Here is a 19450-nt window from a genome sequence, read left to right as displayed (position 1 = left end):
CAGCGCACGAAGCACCCCCACTCCGTCGCGCTGCGCGCGCCACCTCTCCCCCTGTCCGGGGGAGAGGAACCCAGGCTGGAGAAGCGATGCTATCGCGGCAGCGGTTCTTCTCCCCCGGGCAGGGGGAGAGGTGGCCCAACGGGCCGGAGTGGGGGTGGTTTGGACCGTAAAGGTGGGCGCCCATGCCTGACCGCTCCTTCCTTAACTGGCCGTTCTTCGAGGACCGTCACCGCGAACATGCGGCGCGGCTGGACGAGTGGTGCGCTGCCAACCTGCCGGTCGACCATTCGGATGTCGACGCGGCGTGCAAATCGCTGGTCGCCAGGCTCGGCGATGCGGGCTTCCTCAAAGCCACCGCGATCGATCCCGACGATCCGCAACCGCTCGACGTGCGCACGCTTTGCATCACGCGCGAAACGCTCGCGCGCCATGACGGGCTCGCCGATTTCGCTTTCGCCATGCAGGGTCTTGGCACCGGTGCGATCAGCCTGTTCGGCTCCGACGAGCAGAAGGAATGGCTGAAAAAGACGCGCGCAGGCAAGGCGCTGTCGGCGTTTGCGCTCTCTGAGCCACGTTCTGGGTCCGACGTCGCAAACATGGAAATGACGGCCGCGAGAGATGGCGACCACTTCGTTCTCAATGGTGAGAAGACCTGGATTTCCAACGGCGGCATCGCAGACCTTTACTGCGTCTTCGCGCGAACCGGCGAAGCGCCTGGCGCGAAGGGCATCTCGGCCTTCCTCGTGCCGGCAGATGCGCCCGGACTGAGCGTTGCCGAGCGGCTGGAGGTGATCGCGCCGCATCCGCTGGCGCGGCTGTTCTTCGATGGCGTGCGCATCCCTGCTTCGGCGCTGATCGGCAAGGCCGGCGACGGCTTCAAGATCGCCATGTCGGTGCTGGACGTGTTCCGATCGACGGTCGGCGCGGCCGCGCTCGGCTTTGCACGCCGCGCGCTCGATGAGACGACCGCGCGCGCCGGTTCGCGCCAATTGTTCGGCGCGCCGCTCTTCGATCTTCAGATGGTTCAAGGGCACATCGCCGATATGGCGCTCGGCGTCGATGCGTCGTCACTGCTCGTCTACCGCGCGGCGTGGACCAAGGATTCAGGCGCGCCGCGCGTGACGCGCGAGGCCGCGATGGCGAAGCTTCATGCGACCGACACGGCGCAGGAGATCGTCGACCAGGCTGTACAGATTCATGGCGGCGACGGTGTGAAAAAGGGACACATCGTCGAAAGCCTTTACAGGGAAATCCGTGCATTGCGCATCTATGAGGGCGCGTCAGACGTCCAGAAGATCGTGATCGCGCGGCAGACAATGGGAGCATGAATGATGGATATGTCTGCTGGAAGGTTTGGTGCTCTACGTTGCCCCCCTCTGGCCTGCCGGCCATCTCCCCCGCGAGTGGGGAGATTAGTCTCGTCGCCGACACCGCGTGATCTCCCCCCATGCGGGGGAGATGGCCGGCAGGCCAGAGGGGGGCGCGACGGAGCGCCGTCATCGAAAAGAGGGCGTGCATCATGACGCTCGGCCCTTCCGCCCACACCGACAGTTTCACGCGCGACAATCTTCCGCCGTTCGACCAGTGGCCGCAGATCGATCTCGGGGCGTTCCAGTATCCCGATTACCTCAACGCCGCCGTCGAACTCACAGACCGCATGGTCGATAAAGGCTTTGGCGACCGCACCGCATTGATCGGCAACGGACGCCGGCGCACCTACAAGGAACTGTCCGACTGGACCAACCGGCTCGCCCACGCGCTGGTCGAGGATTATGGCGTCAAGCCGGGCAACCGCGTGCTGATCCGTTCGGCGAACAACCCGGCCATGGTCGCCTGCTGGCTGGCGGCGACGAAAGCGGGCGCAGTGGTCGTCAACACCATGCCGATGCTGCGCGCGGGCGAGTTGACGAAGATCGTCGACAAGGCGGAGGTAACGCTGGCGCTGTGCGACACGCGGCTGATGGACGAAATGGTCGCCTGCGCGAAGACGAGCGACTTCCTCAGCCAAGTCGTCGGCTTCGACGGCACGGCCAATCACGACGCCGAGCTCGACCGGATCGCGCTCGACAAATCCGTGACCTTCGACGCGGTGAAGACGGGACGCGACGACGTGGCGCTGCTCGGCTTTACCTCGGGCACGACAGGGGTTCCCAAGGCGACGATGCATTTCCACCGCGACATTCTCATCATCGCGGACGCTTATGCGAAGGAAGTTCTGGACGTGCAGCCGGACGACGTGTTCGTCGGCTCGCCGCCGCTCGCCTTCACCTTCGGGCTCGGTGGGCTGGCGGTCTTTCCGCTGCGTTTCGGCGCGTCGGCCGCGCTTCTGGAAAGCGCGACGCCGCCCAACATGGTCGAGATTATCCAGAAATATAAAGGCACGATCACCTTCACCGCGCCGACCGCTTACCGCGCGATGATGAAAGCGATGGACGAGGGTGCCGATTTGTCGTCGCTGCGGGTCGCCGTTTCGGCCGGCGAAACCCTCCCCGGTCCCGTGTTCGACGAGTGGGTGAAGAAGACCCGCAAGCCGATCCTCGACGGCATCGGCGCAACCGAGATGCTGCATATCTTCATTTCCAACCATTTCGGCGACACGCATCCCGCCACGACCGGCCGGCCGCTTGCCGGCTACGAGGCGAAGATTGTCGACGAGGACATGAACGAGGTGCCGCGCGGCGAAATCGGGCGGTTGGCCGTTCGCGGCCCGGTCGGCTGCCGTTACATGGCCGACGAACGACAGAAGGAATATGTCAGGGACGGCTGGAATCTGACCGGCGATTCCTTCTGGCAGGACGAGGACGGCCGCTTTCACTTTGCCGCTCGCTCCGACGACATGATCGTCTCGGCCGGCTACAACATCGCGGGACCGGAGGTCGAGGCGGCACTGCTGTCGCATGACGACGTGCTCGAATGCGCGGTGATCGGCATGTCGGATGACGGGCGCGGCGAGATCGTCGAGGCGCATGTCGTGCTGGTCGAGGGCAAGGATGGCGACGAGCTGATGATCAAGCGATTGCAGGACCATGTGAAGGCGGCGATCGCGCCGTATAAATATCCGCGCTCGGTGAAGTTCACCAAGGCGCTGCCGAAGACGGAAAGCGGCAAGATCCAGCGCTTCCGGCTCAAGGAACAAAGATGACCGATCTCTTCGCCCGCACGCGCGATCTGTTCCGCATTCCCGACGGTGTGGTCTATCTCGACGGCAATTCGCTCGGCGTGATGCCGAAGGCGGTTGGCGCGCGGGTGCAAAAGACCATCGACGCCGAATGGGGCGAGATGCTGATCACCGCCTGGAACAAGGCCGGATGGATGGACATGCCGGCTCACGTCGGCGACCGGATCGGCCGGCTGATCGGTGCGCCGGCGGGGTCCGTCACCATGGGCGACACGCTGTCGATCAAGGTCTATCAGGCGCTGGCGTCTGCGCTCGACCTCAATCCGACCCGCAAGGTGGTCCTGTCCGACAACGGCAATTTCCCGACCGACCTCTACATGGCGCAAGGGCTGCTCGCTTCGCTCGGCAAAGGCCACGAATTGAAGATCGTCGCGCCCGAAGAGGTCGAAGCGAATATCGACGAGAGCGTCGCCACGCTGATGATCACCGAGGTCGATTATCGCACCGGACGCCTGCACGATATGAAGCGCCTGACGCAAAAGGCGCATGCTGCCGGCGCGCTCGCGATCTGGGATCTGGCGCATTCGGCGGGCGCGATCCCCGTCGACCTCACTGGCGCGGACGCCGATTTCGCCGTCGGCTGCACCTACAAGTACCTGAACGGCGGCCCCGGCGCGCCGGCTTTCATCTATGTCGCGCCGCGTCTGGCGGAAAAGGTCCGGCCAGCCCTGTCCGGCTGGATCGGCCACGAAGCGCCGTTCGCCTTCGATCTCGACTATCGTCCGGGCAAGGGTGTGGAACGCATGCGTGTCGGCACGCCGCCGATCCTCGCGCTGACGGCGCTCGACGCCGCGCTCGACGCGTGGGACGACGTGACGATGGACCAGGTGCGGGCGCGCTCGATCGAGTTGTCGGAACATTTCATCGCCGAGGTGGAGCGGCGCTGCCCGGACCTCGAACTGGCCAGCCCGGGCGATCCGATGATGCGCGGCAGTCAGGTCTCGTTCCGCTTTGCCGAGGGTTATGCCGCCATCCAGGCGCTGATCGCCAAGGGCGTGATCGGCGATTTCCGCGCGCCCGACATCATGCGCTTCGGCTTCACGCCGCTCTATTTGTCGCTGGACGACGTGACGAAGGCCGCCGAAATCCTCGAGGACATCATGGCAAACCGGCTCTGGGATGCGCCTGAGTTCAAGGCGCGGAGCAAGGTCACATGAGCGCGTCGCACGACATTCCCGAGGGCGCGGAAATGGATTTTTCCAAGCGCATGTCCTATTCGGACTATCTGCGACTTGATACGATCCTCGATGCGCAGACGCCTCTGTCGAAATCCCCGGATGAGTTGCTGTTCATCATCCAGCACCAGACGTCGGAGCTTTGGATGAAGCTTGCCGTGCACGAGATACGCTCGGCGATGGATGCCATTTCGCGCGACGATCTTCAGCCGGCTTTCAAGATGCTGACGCGCGTCGCGCGCATCTTCGAACAGTTGAACAGCGCTTGGGACGTGCTGCGCACCATGACGCCCTCGGAATATACGCGCTTTCGCGACGATCTCGGCCAGTCGTCGGGCTTTCAGTCCTGGCAGTATCGTGCGATCGAATATCTGGCGGGCAACCGCAATCTGGCGATGCTGAAGCCGCACGAACATGCGGGCGTGCGCAGCGGGCCGCTTGAAGACATTCTCGACAGACCGAGCCTTTACGACGAGGCGATCCGGCTGCTCGCGCGCAACGGCTTCGATGTCGGCGGCGAGGATTCGCGGACGGACTGGCGGAACCAGCGCGTGACGAGCGATGCCGTCATGGAAGCATGGAAAATCGTCTATCGCGACCCGGAACGCTGGTGGATGCTCTACGAGCTTGCCGAAAAGCTGGTCGATTTCGAGGATTACTTCCGCCGCTGGCGCTTCAACCATGTCACGACGGTCGAGCGTATTATCGGGCTGAAGCGCGGCACCGGCGGAACGGCAGGCGTTTCCTATCTGCGGCGCATGCTGGAGGTCGAACTTTTCCCGGAACTGTGGAAGGTTAGGACCGAGCTTTAGAAATACTGTCGGACGGGATGGAAAACCCGCTGACAAGTGGGAACTGATTGAACAACAATGGGAGTGCTGGAAATGAAAAGCATAGTGAAAATGGGCGTTATCGGACTTGCGCTGTCGGTCTCCGATCTGGCCATGGCAGAGCCGATCAAGATCGGCATGATCACCACCCTGTCGGGCGGTGGCGCCGGTCTCGGCATCGACACGCGCGACGGCTTCATGCTGGCGATCAAGCAGGCCGGGAACGATGAGATCGAGGTCGTCACGGAAGACGACGGCCAGCGGCCGGAACTTGCCGTGCAGATCGCCGACAAGATGATCCAGTCGGATCAGGTCGACATCCTGACCGGCATTGTGTGGTCGAACCTTGCCATGGCCGTCGTGCCGTCCGCGACTGCGCAGGGCAAGTTCTACGTGTCGACCAATGCGGCTCCGGCAGCGCTCGCGGGTGCGAACTGCCACCCGCTCTATTTCAACGCCGCCTACCAGAACGACAATCTCCACGAGGCGGCCGGCGAATACGCCAACGGCACCTATGAGAAGATGTTCATCATGGCGCCCAACTATCCGGCCGGCCAGGATTCGCTCACCGGCTTCAAACGCTATTTCGAGGGCGAGGTCACCAACGAGGTCTATACGCAGGTCGGCCAGACCGACTATGCGGCCGAGATCGCGCAAATCCGCGACTCGGGCGCGGACGCCGTCTTCATGTTCCTGCCCGGCGGCATGGGCATCGCCTTCATGAAGCAATATGCGCAGTCGGGCGTCGACATTCCGGTCACCGGCCCCGGCTTCTCCTTCTCTCAGGACGTGCTGCCGGCCATCGGTGAAGCCGCGCTCGGCGTCAAGAATTCGGGCCAGTGGGCGCCCGACTTCGACAATGAGGCGTCGAAGGCGTTCACGGCCGCGTTCGAGGAAGAATACGGCCGCCTGCCGTCGATCTATGCCGTTCAGGCTTATGATGCGGCACAACTTATTCTTTCGGCAGCCGCCAAGGCCGACGTGAAGGATCAGGAAGCGTTCGCCGCCGCGCTGATGGAAGCCGACATCGAATCCCCGCGCGGCGACTTTTCCTTCAACACCAACCGCCACCCGATCCAGGACATCTACATGATGGAAGTGGTCGACAAGGACGGCGTCCTGACGAACGCCACGCTGGAAAAGGTGTTCGACGACCACGGCGACGCCTATGCGGAGCAGTGCACGCAGTAATGACGAAAGTCGTGCCGCTGCGCCCCCTTCTGGTCTGCCGGCCAGAGGGGGGCGTGGCGGCACGCCCTCGCAGAATTTCCAGCCAAACGAGATCGGCTTGTGTCCAGCGCACTTTTAATCGAACAGCTTTTGAACGGGCTGCAACTCGGCGTCATGCTGTTTCTCATGGCGGCCGGGCTGACGCTGATCTTCGGCGTCATGGGGTTGATCAACCTCGCCCACGGCTCGCTCTACATGGTCGGCGCGTTCGCCTGCGCATGGGTTTCGGCGCAGACCGGGTCTTTCTGGATCGGGCTGGCCGCGAGCCTTGCAGCGGCCGCCGCCATGGGCGCGCTGGTCGAGATCCTCGTCATAAGGCGGCTCTATAAACGCGACCACCTCGACCAGGTGCTCGCGACCTTCGCGCTGATCCTCATCTTTTCGGAAGGCACGCGCTATCTGTTCGGCTCGGTGCCGCTTTATCTGAACGTGCCGCCCGAACTTGCCGGCTTCGTCGTTCTGTCGGGCGGTTCGCGCTATCAGCTCTACCGGCTCGCCATCATCGGCGTCGGTATTGCGGTTGCAATCGGCCTGTGGCTCCTGATCTCCAAGACGCGGCTCGGCATGCGGATCCGCGCAGGCGAGTCCGACCGCGAAATGATCGGCGCGCTCGGCGTCGATATCCGCACGCTCTACACCATCGTCTTTGCGCTCGGCGCGGCCCTGGCGGGCTTTGCCGGTGCCATGGTCGGCGCGCTGCAATCGGTGCAGGTCGGCATGGGCGAACCGGTGCTGATCCTCGCCTTCGTCGTCATCGTCATCGGCGGCATCGGCTCGATCAAGGGCGCGCTCGTCGGCGCGATCCTCGTCGGGCTGATCGACACGATGGGCCGTTTCCTCGTGCCGCAGATATTCGCACTGTTCATGGGCACCTCGCAGGCCGCGACCGCCGGCGCGGCTGTCGCGTCGATGCTGATCTATATCGTCATGGCCATTATTCTGGCGGTGCGCCCGCAGGGCCTCTTCGCGGGGGCGAGATGATGCGCATGTCACGCGAAACATATGTCAACATCGCGCTCGCGCTTCTGCTACTGGCAATCCCGTTCGCCGCGCTGCAATGGGGCTCGCCGTTCTACGTCACGCTGGCGACGCGCATGGCGATCCTCGCGCTGGCCGCGGTCGGGCTGAACCTCGCTCTCGGCCTCGGCGGGCTCGTCTCGTTCGGCCATGCGGCCTTCTTCGGTGTCGGCGGCTACGCGGCCGGCATCCTCGCCAGCCACGCCTTCAACATGCAACCGCTCAATCTCGGTATCGTGAGCTTTGCCGGCACCAATTCGATGCTGGTCATCTGGCTGGTCGCGATCCTCGTCGCGGGGTTGCTGGCGCTGCTCATCGGCCTGATATCGCTGCGCACGTCCGGCGTCTATTTCATCATGATCACGCTCGCCTTCGCGCAGATGACCTACTATTTCGCGATCTCCTGGCCCGCCTATGGCGGCGAGGACGGGCTGTCGATCCTGGTGCGCAACCAGTTTCCCGGCATCAACACGATGGTGCCGCTGTCCTTCTTCCTGCTGTGCTACGGCGTGTTGATCGCGGTCCTGATCCTGTTCGCGTTCCTGCGCGATTCGCGCTTCGGCGCGGCATTGCAGGCATCGCGGCAGAATGAGGTCCGCGTCGCCTCGGTCGGGATCGCACCGTTCCGTATCCGGCTCGCGGCCTTCGTACTGTCAGGCATGATCACGGCGCTCGCCGGTGCGCTCTATGCGGATCTCAACCGCTTCGTCAGCCCGTCGATGATGTCGTGGCACATGTCGGGCGAGTTCATCGTCCTGATCGTGCTCGGCGGCGTCGGGCGGCTTTATGGGCCGGTGGCGGGCGCGATGCTCTTCGTCATGGTCGAGTTCCTGCTCGGCGGCATGACGGATCGCTGGCAGTTCTTCCTCGGGCTCGGCCTTCTCGCCGTCGTTCTCTTCGCGCGCGGCGGCATCGTCGGCGCGCTGGCCGGAAAGGTGCGTCATGGCTGAGCCGGTCCTGTCGCTGAAAGGCGTCTCCAAGAGCTTCGGTGCTCTGAAGGCGACCGAGAACGTCTCGCTCGATCTTTATCCGGGCGAGATCCACGCGCTGATCGGTCCGAACGGAGCGGGCAAGTCGACGCTGATTCACCAGATCGCCGGGACGCTGCGGCCCGATACAGGCGAGATCAGCTTTCTGGGCGAGCGCATCGACGGGCTCAAGGTCGCCGAGCGTGCGCGGCGCGGCCTCGGCCGCTCGTTTCAGGTGTCCTCGCTGGCGCCGGAATTCTCCGCGCTGCGCAATGTCATGCTGGCGGTGCAGTCGGTGCAGGGATCGAGCTTCCGCTTCTTCAAGCCGGTCCTGAGCGACAGATCGCTGGTCGATCCGGCGATGGAGGCGCTTGCCCGTGTCGGCTTGCAGGATCGCGCGCGCGTGCCCGCGGCGGAACTGTCGCATGGCGAGCGTCGTCAGCTCGAAATCGCCATCGCGCTCGCGCTCGGCTCCAAGGCGTTCCTGCTCGACGAGCCGATGGCGGGGATGGGGCCGGAAGGCTCCAAGGCGCTGACCGGGTTCCTATCGGAACTGCGCGAAGAAGCGCCGATCCTACTTGTCGAACACGACATGGATGCGGTCTTCGCGCTCGCCGACCGCATCTCCGTGCTTGTCTACGGCCGCGTCATCGCCTCCGGTTCAGTGGACGAAGTCCGCGCCGATCCGGAAGTGCGCCGCGCCTATCTGGGAGACGAATGATGAGCCTGCTCGAAGTCTCCGGCCTTGAAACCTTCTATGGCGCGAGCCAGGCGCTGTTCGGGGTCGAACTGGACGTCGCCGAAGGCGAGGTCGTGGCGCTGATGGGCCGCAACGGCATGGGCAAGACGACCACGATCCGCTCGGTCATGGGCATGACGCCCGCGCGGGCGGGGTCGGTTCGCTTCAAGGGCAATGCCATCGAGCGCCGTTCGCCACACCGCATCGCCCGTCTCGGGCTCGGCCTCGTGCCGGAAGGCCGCCGCTGCTTCCCGAATCTGACGGTCGAGGAAAATCTTCTCGCCGCTGCGCGCAAGGGTCGCTGGAGCCTGAAGGCGATTCACGATCTTTTCCCGCGCCTTGCCGAGCGCCGCGACCAGATGGCGCGCACGCTTTCGGGCGGCGAACAGCAGATGCTGGCAATCGGCCGCGCGCTGATGACGGATCCCGACCTTCTGATCCTCGATGAGGCGACGGAAGGGCTTGCACCGGTCATCAGGCACGACATCTGGGCGGTCATCCGCAAACTCAAGGGCGAAGGCCAGTCGATCCTCGTCGTCGACAAGACGCTGGCCGAACTCCTGCCGTCCGCCGACCGCTGCATCGTTCTCGAAAAGGGCGCGACCGTCTGGCGCGGCACGCCGTCCGAACTTACCGCCGACATTCAGGACCGCTATCTCGGCGTCTGAAAAGCCGGCAAAGAACCGGCATCGAAGGAAACGACCATGACCGCTCCCGTTCACGAAATCCTGCATCCGGCCAACTGGAAGAAAGCGTCCGGCTACGCAAACGGCGTGGCCGCGAAAGGCCGCACCATCTATGTCGGCGGCCAGATCGGCTGGAACGGCGATCAGGTGTTCGAGGTGCAGGACCTCGTCGGCCAGACCCGCCAGACATTGCAGAATATCGTCGACATCCTCGCCGAGGCGGGCGCAGGGCCGCAGCACCTGACGCGCATGACGTGGTACGTCACCGACAAGCGCGCCTATCTCGACAATCTGAAAGGCATCGGCGCAGCCTATCGCGAGGTTATCGGCCGCAACTTCCCCGCAATGGCGATGGTGCAGGTCGTCGCGCTGATTGAGGACGATGCCAAGGTCGAGATCGAGGCGACCGCCGTCCTGCCGGATTGATACTTCGTGCAGATTCGATGGAACCTGCAAACCGTCGCTGACGTTCACACCATGTGAACGCTTGAGGGGAAGCGCGTGTTCGATTGGACAATTCATAATTCGGCTGCGGTCGCAGACCAAGCCAATGCGGGCGCACAGGTGAGGTTGCCGCGCCACGCCACGAAGCCAATCGCCCAGAGAAACCATCGAGGCATGGATTCCTGTGACGAGCACAGGAATGACGGCGGCAACGTTAGTGTCAGTCGTCACGCGTCAAAGCTGGGATTGACTTCCCACAACCGTCATTCCTGTGCTCGTCACAGGAATCCATGCCTCGCCGTTGGAGCAAGTCTCTCCCTGTCAGAACAGCCGGCCGCGAAGCGAGTTCGCCCATGAGCGCCACTTTGATCCCCTATTGCGGCCCCGCGCCCCTGCCCGCCGATCTGTGGTCGACATGGAATTTCGATCCGTTGCTGATCGCGATCTTCGCGCTGATCGGCGGTTGCGCCCTCTTTACCTCGCGCTCCGGCCTGCGCGAGGCGGCCCGGTCGCCCTATGGCGCGGGCGCGCTCGCCGTTCTGGTTGTCGCTTTTGTCTCCCCCATCTGCGCGCTGTCCGCCGCGCTTTTTTCCGCCCGCATCGCCCATCACCTCCTGCTTGTCGCCTTCGCCGCGCCGCTTCTGGCACTGGCGATGCCGACGCGGTTCTTGCGACTGCCCGTCTCGCCGTTCTTTCTCGCCCACACCGTCCTGATGTGGATCTGGCATGCGCCGGTGCCGTATGAATGGGCGCTCGCCTCCGTTCCGGTCTATTGGCTGATGGAACTGACCTTGTTTTTCTCGGCCTTCTTCCTGTGGCAGGCGATCTTCGCCGCGCGTCCCGGCTCGGCGCTCTTTGCGCTGCTCGGCTCGATCGTGCAGATGGGCATGCTCGGCGCGCTTTTGACCTTCGCCGGCCGCCCGCTTTATGAGCCGCATATGACGACGACGCTGCCCTATGGCCTGACGCCGCTCGCTGATCAGCAACTCGCCGGCCTCTTGATGTGGGTGCCGGCGGCGCTGCCCTATCTGGCGGTGGCACTGATCATCGCGTGGCGTCAGTTCGGCCAGTCCGAAGCCTTCTCGGCGGACCGGCCGCGCTGATGGTCTGGCTGAAATTCATCCATATGGCGGCGATCTCCATCTGGTGCGCCGGGCTGATATGCCTGCCCGGTCTTTACGCGCAGCGTCACCGCGTCGAGAACGACGAGGCGCTCTATCGCCTTCAGGGACTGGTGCGCTTCGCTTACGTCTCGCTGATCTCGCCGGCCGCTTTCGTCGCGATCGGCTCGGGCATCGGCCTGATCTTCCTGCAGGCGACCTTCGTCGAATGGTTTTCGGTGAAGATGGCGTTTGTCGGCGTGCTGGTCGTCATCCACATTTTGACGGGGCTGGTGATCATCCGCCTGTTCGAGGATGGAGAACGTTATCCGGCGTGGCGTTTCGTCGCCGTGACGATCGTCACCACGCTGGTGACGCTGGCGATCCTGATCGTCGTGCTAGCCAAGCCGCCCTTGCATTGGGACTGGCTGCCGATGGACCTGACGCGGCCGGGCGCGCTGCGTGATATCATCGGCGAATTCATTCCTTGGCTGTCACGATGAGGCCGACACCGTGATCGAAGACCAGCTTTCCGCCATGCCAGCCGGCCAGCCCCGTGAAGATCGAGGCGAGAACGGACAGGAGCAATCCGTGCGGCAGGATCGCGCCCGGCTCGATGAGGCGCAGGCCCCAATTCGTGCCGGCGATGGCGATGAGCGTCATGGCCGCGACCGCATGTGTCCAGCTTGCTACGCGCATGCGGATGCCCGGCACAAGCAGCAGTTCCAGCGTACCGACGATGCCGGCGGCGACGCCGGTCGCAAAGGCGAAGCCGGCCGCCCAGATGCTGACGCGCACCCAGAACGGATCGCCCGACCACCAGTAGAAGATGTCGCAGCCGAGCACCGCAAAGACGAGCGCGATCGGAAAATGAACGCTCATGGCATGGATGGGATGGCCGGCGACGGCCACCGTGGAGGCGATATCCTCCTCGATCACTTCCTCAATAACGGGATTGCCCCGGTCGCGCGTCTCGCTCATGCCCTGCCCTCGGTTTCAATCTCAACGGAGACGACCCTGCCCCGTTCCGCAGATCAAGATTCTAGCGCGCGCGTTTGCCGTGTCGAGTGGCGCTTGGCGGCGACCGCCGTTCTGGCCTTGCCGCTCGCCGCATGTTCCGGCCCGCTCTCCACGCTCGATCCCGCCGGTCCGGCGGCGTCGAACATCGCGATTTTATGGTGGATCATGTTCTGGGGCGCGGCCGCGCTCTTCCTGCTGGTCGGGGTGCTCTATGCACTCGCCTTTTATCGACCGCAGATGCTGTCGCGGTTCAGCGTCGGCCAGTGGATCGTCGGCGGCGGGCTGATCATGCCGACCATCGTCCTGACCGCGCTCGTCACCGCCGCCTTCGTGCTTGGCGAGCGGCTGATCCCGAAACCGATGGAGGACCAGCCGCCGCGCGTTTATGCCATGGCGCATCAATGGAACTGGCAGTTCGGCTATGACGATGCCGAGGGGCAAACGCTGCAACTGCACATCCCGGCCGGAGCGCCGGTCGATGTCGTCGTGACGACCTCGGACGTCATCCACTCCTTCTGGGTGCCGCGTCTTGCCGGCAAGGTGGACGCGATCCCCGGCCACGAAAACGTGCTGCGCATCGAGGCAGACCGGCCCGGCACCTATCGCGGCGTGTGCGCCGAGTTTTGCGGCGACGGCCACACGCGCATGCGCTTTGCAGTCATCGCCCACGCGCCCGAAGATTACGAGGCCGCACGCGCTGCCGCAATTGCAAGGAGCGGCCGATGAGCGAGCAGCGCAGGTCCAACGCCATTCGGCTTCACCGCGAATTGCATGACATCTGGAAGACCGGACCGGGGCTACAGCGCCTCGCCGCCGTCAACCACAATATCATCGGCAAGCGATTCATGGTCGCCGCCTTTGTGTTCTTCGCCATAGGCGGCATCCTGTCGATGCTGATCCGCGCACAGTTGGCTACGCCGAACACCGCGTTCGTCGGGCCGGAAATCTACAACCAGATTTTCACCATGCACGGCACGGTGATGATGTTCCTCTTCGCCATCCCGATGTTCGAAGGTATGGCGATCTATTTCCTGCCAAAGCTTCTGGGTGCGCGCGATCTCGCTTTTCCCCGGCTCACTGCGCTGGGTTTCTACTGCTACATCTTCGGCGGCTCCATCCTGATCGTGGCGATGCTGATGGGCGTCGCGCCCGACAGCGGCTGGTTCATGTACACGCCGCTGTCGTCCTCGACCTACGCGCCCGGCATCAATGCCGATGTCTGGCTGCTGGGCATCACCTTCGTCGAGATTTCGGCGATCGCGGCCGCCGTCGAGATCACCGTGACGATCCTGAAGATGCGCGCGCCGGGCATGTCGCTCAACCGCATGCCGATCATGGGCTGGTATCTGCTGATCACCGCCGGAATGATGCTGGTCGGCTTCCCGCCGCTGATCCTCGGCTCGATCCTGCTCGAACTCGAACGCGCCTTTGACCTGCCCTTCTTCGACCCGACACGCGGCGGGGATTCGCTGTTGTGGCAGCATCTGTTCTGGCTGTTCGGGCACCCGGAGGTCTACATCATCTTCCTGCCGGCGGCAGGTGCCATCTCGACCATCATTCCGGTCTTCGCGCGCAAGGAACTGATGGGCTATCGCGCCATCGTCGTCGCCATCATCGCGGTGGCGTTCCTCTCGTTCGGCCTGTGGGTCCACCACATGTTCACGGTCGGCATTCCGCATCTGGCGCTCGCTTTCTTTTCGGCGGCAAGCGCGCTCGTCGCGATCCCGACAGCGGTGCAGATCTTCGCCTGGCTGGCGACACTCGCCCACGGACGACCGCGCATGGACGTGCCGATGCTCTACGTGTTCGGCTTCCTGTTCGTCTTCGTCCTCGGCGGTCTGACGGGCGTGATGCTCGCCATGGTGCCGTTCAACTGGCAGGTCCACGACAGCTATTTCGTCGTCGCTCACCTGCACTACGTGCTCGTCGGCGGCTTCATCTTTCCGATGCTCGCCGCCGCCTATTACTGGCTGCCCCATGTCACCGGGCGCCTGACGATGCACCGCATTTCGGTGCCGGCCTTTTGGCTCATCTTCGTCGGTTTCAACATGACCTTCTTCATGATGCACATGACGGGCCTGCGCGGCATGCCGCGCCGCGTGCATACCTATCCGGCGGGCGTCGGCTGGGACTGGCTCAATTTGCTGTCCTCGATCGGCGGGTTCATCCTGACGATGGGCTTCGCGCTGATCGTCATCGACATCGTTTTGCAATTTCGCTTCGGCAAGCCGTACCGGCGCAATCCGTGGGGCGCGCGAACGCTGGAATGGGCGCAGACGACGCCGCCGCCTGCCTATAATTTCGCCTCGCTGCCGCTGGTCGACCGGCGTGCCGACATGCTGGAGCCGCACGAAATCGGCAACGAGCTGGCCGCCGGAAAAGGCTATCTCGGCTTCACGCGCCATGGCTGGATGGAGACCCTCGGCGTCGACATGACATCGGGGCGGCCCGACCAGACGATCATCCTGCCGCAGACGACCTACCTGCCGCTCTGGACCGCGCTCGCCATCGGCGCGTTCGTGCTGTGCCTGCTGTTCAAGATCTACTGGTGGTCGCTTGTCCCGCTTGGCGTAACGCTGGTGCTGTGTCTGTGCTGGACGCATGCGACCGGTCTCGACCACGACCATGGCGACCTCGAGATCGGGCACGGGATTGCCGTGCCGACGCATTACGAGGCGGAGGGTGCGCCGTCCTGGTGGGCGATGGTGTTCACGCTGGTCTGCAACGGCACGCTCTTCGCCTCGCTGATCTTCGCGGTCTTCTTCCTGTGGCTCGTCGCTCCGGGCTGGCCGCCGACCGAACTGGTCGAGACGGGGCTTTTGCCGCCCGCGCTCGCGGCAATCACACTTCTCGGGGCGGCGCTGACGGCACGGATGGCCGTGACGGCCAATGCCCAGGGCGGCGGCGCGTCGATGCTGCTTCTGGCGAGCGCCGGCGCGCATGTCCTCGCAACGGGCCTGATCGCTTATCTGATCGCGACGGCGCTTCCCGATCCGACCAGCCATGCCTATGCAGCGACCGCGTTCTTCACGCTCGCCTATGTCGCGGTCCATTCGGCGCTCGGCCTGGTCTTCGCCCTGTTCGGCGTCTGGCGCATCGCGCAGGGCCGTGTCTCGGCACGGCGCAGCCTGGATTTGAGGATCGGCAAGCTTTGGCACGATTATACGGCACTGACCGGCATCTTCGGCATCGCGCTGGTGCTGATCATGCCGCTGATCGTCTCGGCATCGGGAGGCGGGCAATGATTGCCGAGCGCGTCTCTGCATGGCGGATTGCATGGATGATGGCAGGCTTCGTCGTCTGGTCGGCCGCGTTCGTCGCGCTTTATTCGGTGCTGTCGGTCGGCTGCGCTTTTGGCTGGGACGAAATCCTGGTCATGGGATCGCTCTCGCTGCAACGCGTCGTGCTCGTCGCACTGCTTCTGGTCTCGCTCGGCACGGGCTGGGTCGTTGTCCGTGTGTCCGCAATACATCGCGAGGCGGCGGGCGGCGCTGGGCTGACGCTCAAACCTTTCGTCGAAAGCGTCGCGTGGCTGGCGGCTTGGGCGGCGCTCGGCTCGACGCTGTTCTCGCTCGGGCCGGTGCTGTTTTTGACGTCCTGTTATTGAACTGCTGGTTGCCACGAGACCGGTTCGTTTCGCTTTTTCCGGCGGCGATGAGTGTCTGGTAATTGAGTGCGGCGCGTATGCGGCCTGGCGCCGGTTGAGGGCGCGTCTTTTCCGGCACACCCTTCAAGTCAACAAGCGATGCAAGGCTGGATGCGGTATGGGTCCTCGATGACGACGGTCGTCGAACCGATTCCTCTACGGACGACAACCCGCAAACGCGAGGCCACCCCAGCCTCACCCATAAGTAAAAGACATTCCTGTGCTCGTCACAGGAATCCATGGCTCGAATTCGCGACCTCTCGGAGCCTGAGAATCTAGGCAACCCCCGGCCGCAACCGCGTCGTTCGCCACAGGATTGCGGCCATGATCAGCACGTTCATGAAGTTCCACGCGATGCCGTTGACGAAGGCGGCCTGATAGGACCCCGTCAGGTCGTAGATGTAGCCCGACAGCCAGCCGCCGAGCGCCATGCCGACGATGGTCGCCATGATGACGAGGCCGACGCGCCGCCCCGCCTCGTGAGCGGGCAGGTATTCGCGCACGATGAGCGCGTAGCTCGGCACGATGCCGCCCTGCGACAGGCCGAAGACCAGCGAGACGAGGTAGAGCGAGGCGAGGCCGTCGAACGGGATATAGGCGGCGAGCGCCAACATCTGGAAAAAGGAGCCGAGAAGCAGCGTCTTCACGCCGCCGATATAGTCGGCGAGGAAACCAGACGCGAGGCGGCTGACGACGCCGCCGATCAGCATCAGCGACAGCATTTCCGCGCCGGTTCCGACGCCGAAGCCGAGATCGACGCAATAGGCGACGATGTGAACCTGCGGCATCGCCATGGCGACGCAGCAGCCGAGCCCCGCGATGGACAGCAATATCTGGAGCTGGCGGGGCGAAAGGTCGATCGCGCGCATCGGCTTCGGGACGCTGACATGGGCGCCGGAGCCCAGATCGGGCGCGCGTGTCCTCAAAAAGGCCCAAGCGAGCGGCAGCATGGTGACGATGCAGAACAGCCCGATGAAAAGATAGGTCATCCGCCAGCCGAGATCGGGCAGCACCGCCTGCATGACCAGCGGCCAGATTGCCCCGGCGAAATAATTGCCGCTCGCCGCCGCTGCGACCGCGACGCCGCGCCTTTTGACGAACCAGTGCGAAATGTCGGCGATCAGCGGGCCGAAAGTCGCCGACGCGCCGAAACCGATGATCGCCTGCACGATGGCGAAAACCCAGATCGACGGCGCGGCGGCCGCTGCCGCATATCCCACGGCGAGCGCCAGCGCCGAGGCTACGACCGGCAGCAGGATTCCGGCGCGGTCGACGAACCGGCCCATATAGACATTGCCGAGCGCGAAGCCGACCATCGTCATCGTATAGGGGAGCGAGGCCTGCGCCCGCAGCGTGCCGAATTCGGCCTCGATCGCCGGCATGACGACGACGACCGACCACATGCCGACCGAGCCGATCGTGGCGATCAAAACGGACATGACGAGCCGCGTCCAGGCATAGCGCCCGTCGATCTGGCTCACGCGATCAGGATCGGGAATAGGCTCCAACGAACATCTCCTCCTCACCCTCGATAGAGGGTCCGCCATGTTGGCGGCAGCGCCACGACCGCACAAGCACCGAGCCAGATCAGGCGAGCGCGAAAAGCCCCTGCCGCACCAGATCGAGCGCCAGCAGCGTCAGACCGATCCTGAACCATTTGCGAAACGCCTCTTCGGGCAGGCGGTCCAGCCAGCGGCTGCCATAGACCGTGCCGAGATAGCCCGAGACGATCATCACCGCGATCAGCGGCAGCCACGCGGCGAAGGCGAAACCGGCAAGGCCGAAGACGATGATCTTGAGGAAATGCTGGACCGTCATGCCGGCGGCATGGGTCGCGACCAGCGCTTTGCGGTCGTCGGGAATGACCTGCGCGAAGAGGCTCGAAACGAGCGGCCCGGTGGCACCGACCATCATCGTCAGGAGTGCGGTCACGGCGCTGCCCACGGCCAGTCCTGTGCGCCCGATCCTCTGGAAACCGGGAATATTCGCCCAGGTGAGTGCGATGATGAACGCGCCGAGCACCAGTTTCAAAACAGCATCCGGCAATTGAACCACGATAGCGGCCCCGGCAACGGCGCCGATGAGCGAGCCGGCAAGGAACGGCACGAAGATGCCGTACCGGATCGCGGCGCGCTGATGCCAGGCACGGCCGGTGTTGGAGCCGAGCTGCACCGCGCCATGGACCGGGATCAGCGCCGCGACCGGCAGGAACAGCCCCAGCATCGCCAGCATGGCGATCCCGCCGCCGACGCCGAAGGATGCCGTCAGCGCGGATGTGAAGAAGCTCGCGACGACGAGAAGCGCAGCGGCCCAGACCGGCAGACCGTCCGGCAAAAACGCGCCCACCGCCTCCAACCGGTTACATGCCCTGCGGGCGCGTGAACTGGCCGGCAGCGCGATAGGTCCACAGATAGGTCGGCAGGATCGCTTCCATCGCCTGCGGCTCGATGCCGAGGCTCTGGATCGTGCGGCCCTCGTTCTCGGCCTCGCTTGAGACGACGTTGTCGGTCTTCAGCATTTCGACCTGGTCGCGTGTCAGAAGCGGCTTGGGCAGGCTGCCGAGGATCGAGCCCTGAATCTCGGCGACGCTCCACGGGATCGGCACGAACAGCCGTTTGCGGCCGATCACTTCGAGCATGTAGTCCATGCAGTCGCGGAACGAGCGTTTCGAGGGCCCACCGAGTTCGTAGATCTTACCGCCCTCGACCTTGCCGTCGACCGCGCGCGCGATCGCCTCGGCGACGTCGGCGACATAGACCGGCTGGAACATGGTGTGCCCGCCGCCGATCATCGGCAGTGCCGGCGACAGCCGGGCCATCGCGGCGAAACGGTTGAAAAAACCGTCCTCCGGCCCGAACACGATGGAGGGACGGAACACGGTCGCGTCGGGCAGCGTCTCGAAAACCGCCGCTTCGCCTTCTGCCTTCGTGCGCCCATAGGACGACGATGAGTCCGGATCGGCGCCGATCGCCGAGATCTGGATGAAGCGCGCACCGACGGCCTGTGCGGCTTCCGCCGCCACCCGCGCGCCGAATGCCTGCACCGCGTGGAACGTCTGGCGGCCGCCCTCGTGCAGGATGCCGACGAGGTTGACCACGCAATCGGCGCCCTGAACGGCTCTGTCGATCGAGGCGCGGTCACGCAGATTGCCCCGGACAGAAACGATCTGGCCGACATTGCCGAGCGGCTGGAGGTGGTGCGCCGTGTTCGGGTTGCGGGCGACGACGCGGATGCGGTAGCCGCGCTTGGCAAGGGCGCGCACCACATGGCGGCCGACGAAGCCCGATCCGCCGATGATCGTGATGAGGGGAGGCATCTGGGTGACGGGGGTCATCGCGTCCTGCTCTTTGAAATCTTCGCGGCTGTCTTAATCAGTTTGTCGTGAAAGGCAAAGGGTCAAGAGGCTTTGGGGGCGCT

At 64.3% G+C, this 19450-nt stretch carries 19 protein-coding genes; 15 read left to right on the top strand and 4 right to left on the bottom strand.

All coding sequences use genetic code 11. The features are described 5' to 3' along the window. Nucleotides 1-182 precede the first annotated feature (182 nt). From GTW25_RS11800 to GTW25_RS11745, 12 genes are all read left to right on the top strand, one after another. Nucleotides 183-1328 carry an acyl-CoA dehydrogenase family protein gene (locus GTW25_RS11800; RefSeq protein WP_252912304.1) on the top strand — a complete coding sequence of 382 codons (1146 nt, stop codon included), beginning with the start codon at nucleotides 183-185 and terminating at the stop codon, nucleotides 1326-1328. A 191-nt stretch (nucleotides 1329-1519) separates the two neighbouring features. Continuing rightward, complete coding sequence (locus GTW25_RS11795; protein ID WP_252912303.1) at nucleotides 1520-3142, top strand: AMP-binding protein; 1623 nt, start codon at nucleotides 1520-1522, stop codon at nucleotides 3140-3142. Then, nucleotides 3139-4335 carry a kynureninase gene (gene kynU, locus GTW25_RS11790; protein ID WP_252912302.1) on the top strand — a complete coding sequence of 399 codons (1197 nt, stop codon included), beginning with the start codon at nucleotides 3139-3141 and terminating at the stop codon, nucleotides 4333-4335. The genes GTW25_RS11795 and kynU overlap by 4 nt, the downstream gene beginning before the upstream one ends. Continuing rightward, the gene (gene kynA / locus GTW25_RS11785) at nucleotides 4332-5165 is read left to right on the top strand and encodes a tryptophan 2,3-dioxygenase (protein ID WP_252912301.1); all 834 of its coding nucleotides are present in this window, start codon (nucleotides 4332-4334) and stop codon (nucleotides 5163-5165) included. The genes kynU and kynA overlap by 4 nt, the downstream gene beginning before the upstream one ends. 72 nt (nucleotides 5166-5237) lie before the next feature. Beyond that, entirely contained in the window at nucleotides 5238-6374 is a 1137-nt protein-coding gene (locus GTW25_RS11780; protein WP_252912300.1) for an ABC transporter substrate-binding protein, read from the top strand. A gap of 99 nt (nucleotides 6375-6473) precedes the next feature. After that, nucleotides 6474-7394: a branched-chain amino acid ABC transporter permease gene (locus GTW25_RS11775; RefSeq protein WP_252912299.1), complete on the top strand. Its 921-nt coding sequence runs from the start codon at nucleotides 6474-6476 to the stop codon at nucleotides 7392-7394. Between the two features lie 5 nt (nucleotides 7395-7399). After that, entirely contained in the window at nucleotides 7400-8380 is a 981-nt protein-coding gene (locus GTW25_RS11770; protein ID WP_252912298.1) for a branched-chain amino acid ABC transporter permease, read from the top strand. Next, entirely contained in the window at nucleotides 8373-9119 is a 747-nt protein-coding gene (locus tag GTW25_RS11765) for an ABC transporter ATP-binding protein (RefSeq protein ID WP_252912297.1), read from the top strand. The genes GTW25_RS11770 and GTW25_RS11765 overlap by 8 nt, the downstream gene beginning before the upstream one ends. Further along, a complete protein-coding gene (locus GTW25_RS11760) occupies nucleotides 9119-9805 on the top strand; it encodes an ABC transporter ATP-binding protein (RefSeq protein ID WP_252912296.1) in 687 nt (228 codons plus the stop codon). The genes GTW25_RS11765 and GTW25_RS11760 overlap by 1 nt, the downstream gene beginning before the upstream one ends. A 36-nt stretch (nucleotides 9806-9841) precedes the next feature. Then, entirely contained in the window at nucleotides 9842-10249 is a 408-nt protein-coding gene (locus tag GTW25_RS11755) for a RidA family protein (RefSeq protein ID WP_252912295.1), read from the top strand. Nucleotides 10250-10620: 371 nt separating this feature from the next. Beyond that, a complete protein-coding gene (locus GTW25_RS11750) occupies nucleotides 10621-11370 on the top strand; it encodes a cytochrome c oxidase assembly protein (protein WP_252912294.1) in 750 nt (249 codons plus the stop codon). Beyond that, nucleotides 11370-11870 (top strand): CopD family protein, encoded by a 501-nt coding sequence (locus GTW25_RS11745; protein ID WP_252912293.1) that lies wholly within the window; start codon nucleotides 11370-11372, stop codon nucleotides 11868-11870. Before GTW25_RS11750 ends, GTW25_RS11745 begins: the two co-directional genes overlap by 1 nt. Here GTW25_RS11745 and GTW25_RS11740 read toward each other — a convergent pair. Further along, nucleotides 11848-12348, bottom strand: a complete 501-nt coding sequence (locus tag GTW25_RS11740) for a DUF2231 domain-containing protein (protein WP_252912292.1) — start codon at nucleotides 12346-12348, stop codon at nucleotides 11848-11850. The two genes, GTW25_RS11745 and GTW25_RS11740, sit on opposite strands and share 23 nt — an antisense overlap. A gap of 93 nt (nucleotides 12349-12441) precedes the next feature. Here GTW25_RS11740 and coxB point away from each other — a divergent pair, with 93 nt between their 5' ends. Genes coxB through GTW25_RS11725 form a run of 3 tightly spaced genes read left to right on the top strand, consistent with a single transcriptional unit; the run spans nucleotide 12442 to nucleotide 15994 of the window. After that, a complete protein-coding gene (gene coxB, locus GTW25_RS11735) occupies nucleotides 12442-13113 on the top strand; it encodes a cytochrome c oxidase subunit II (RefSeq protein WP_252912291.1) in 672 nt (223 codons plus the stop codon). Further along, nucleotides 13110-15632: a cytochrome c oxidase subunit I gene (gene ctaD, locus GTW25_RS11730; RefSeq protein ID WP_252912290.1), complete on the top strand. Its 2523-nt coding sequence runs from the start codon at nucleotides 13110-13112 to the stop codon at nucleotides 15630-15632. The genes coxB and ctaD overlap by 4 nt, the downstream gene beginning before the upstream one ends. Continuing rightward, nucleotides 15629-15994, top strand: coding sequence for a hypothetical protein (locus GTW25_RS11725; RefSeq protein WP_252912289.1), 366 nt, complete (start codon nucleotides 15629-15631; stop codon nucleotides 15992-15994). The genes ctaD and GTW25_RS11725 overlap by 4 nt, the downstream gene beginning before the upstream one ends. Nucleotides 15995-16308: 314 nt before the next feature. On the opposite strand, the gene GTW25_RS11720 is transcribed toward GTW25_RS11725, so the two are convergent. From GTW25_RS11720 to GTW25_RS11710, 3 genes are all read right to left on the bottom strand, one after another. Next, a complete protein-coding gene (locus GTW25_RS11720; protein ID WP_372493144.1) occupies nucleotides 16309-17541 on the bottom strand; it encodes an MFS transporter in 1233 nt (410 codons plus the stop codon). A gap of 79 nt (nucleotides 17542-17620) precedes the next feature. Further along, entirely contained in the window at nucleotides 17621-18379 is a 759-nt protein-coding gene (locus tag GTW25_RS11715) for a sulfite exporter TauE/SafE family protein (protein ID WP_372493143.1), read from the bottom strand. Nucleotides 18380-18392: 13 nt separating this feature from the next. Next, nucleotides 18393-19367 carry a complex I NDUFA9 subunit family protein gene (locus GTW25_RS11710; protein ID WP_252912287.1) on the bottom strand — a complete coding sequence of 325 codons (975 nt, stop codon included), beginning with the start codon at nucleotides 19365-19367 and terminating at the stop codon, nucleotides 18393-18395. Between the last annotated feature and the right edge of the window lie 83 nt (nucleotides 19368-19450).

Origin of the sequence: Aliihoeflea aestuarii, from assembly GCF_024105665.1 — a bacterium.
Lineage (GTDB): Bacteria > Pseudomonadota > Alphaproteobacteria > Rhizobiales > Rhizobiaceae > Aliihoeflea > Aliihoeflea aestuarii.
This window is presented reverse-complemented; position numbering and strand designations above follow the sequence as displayed.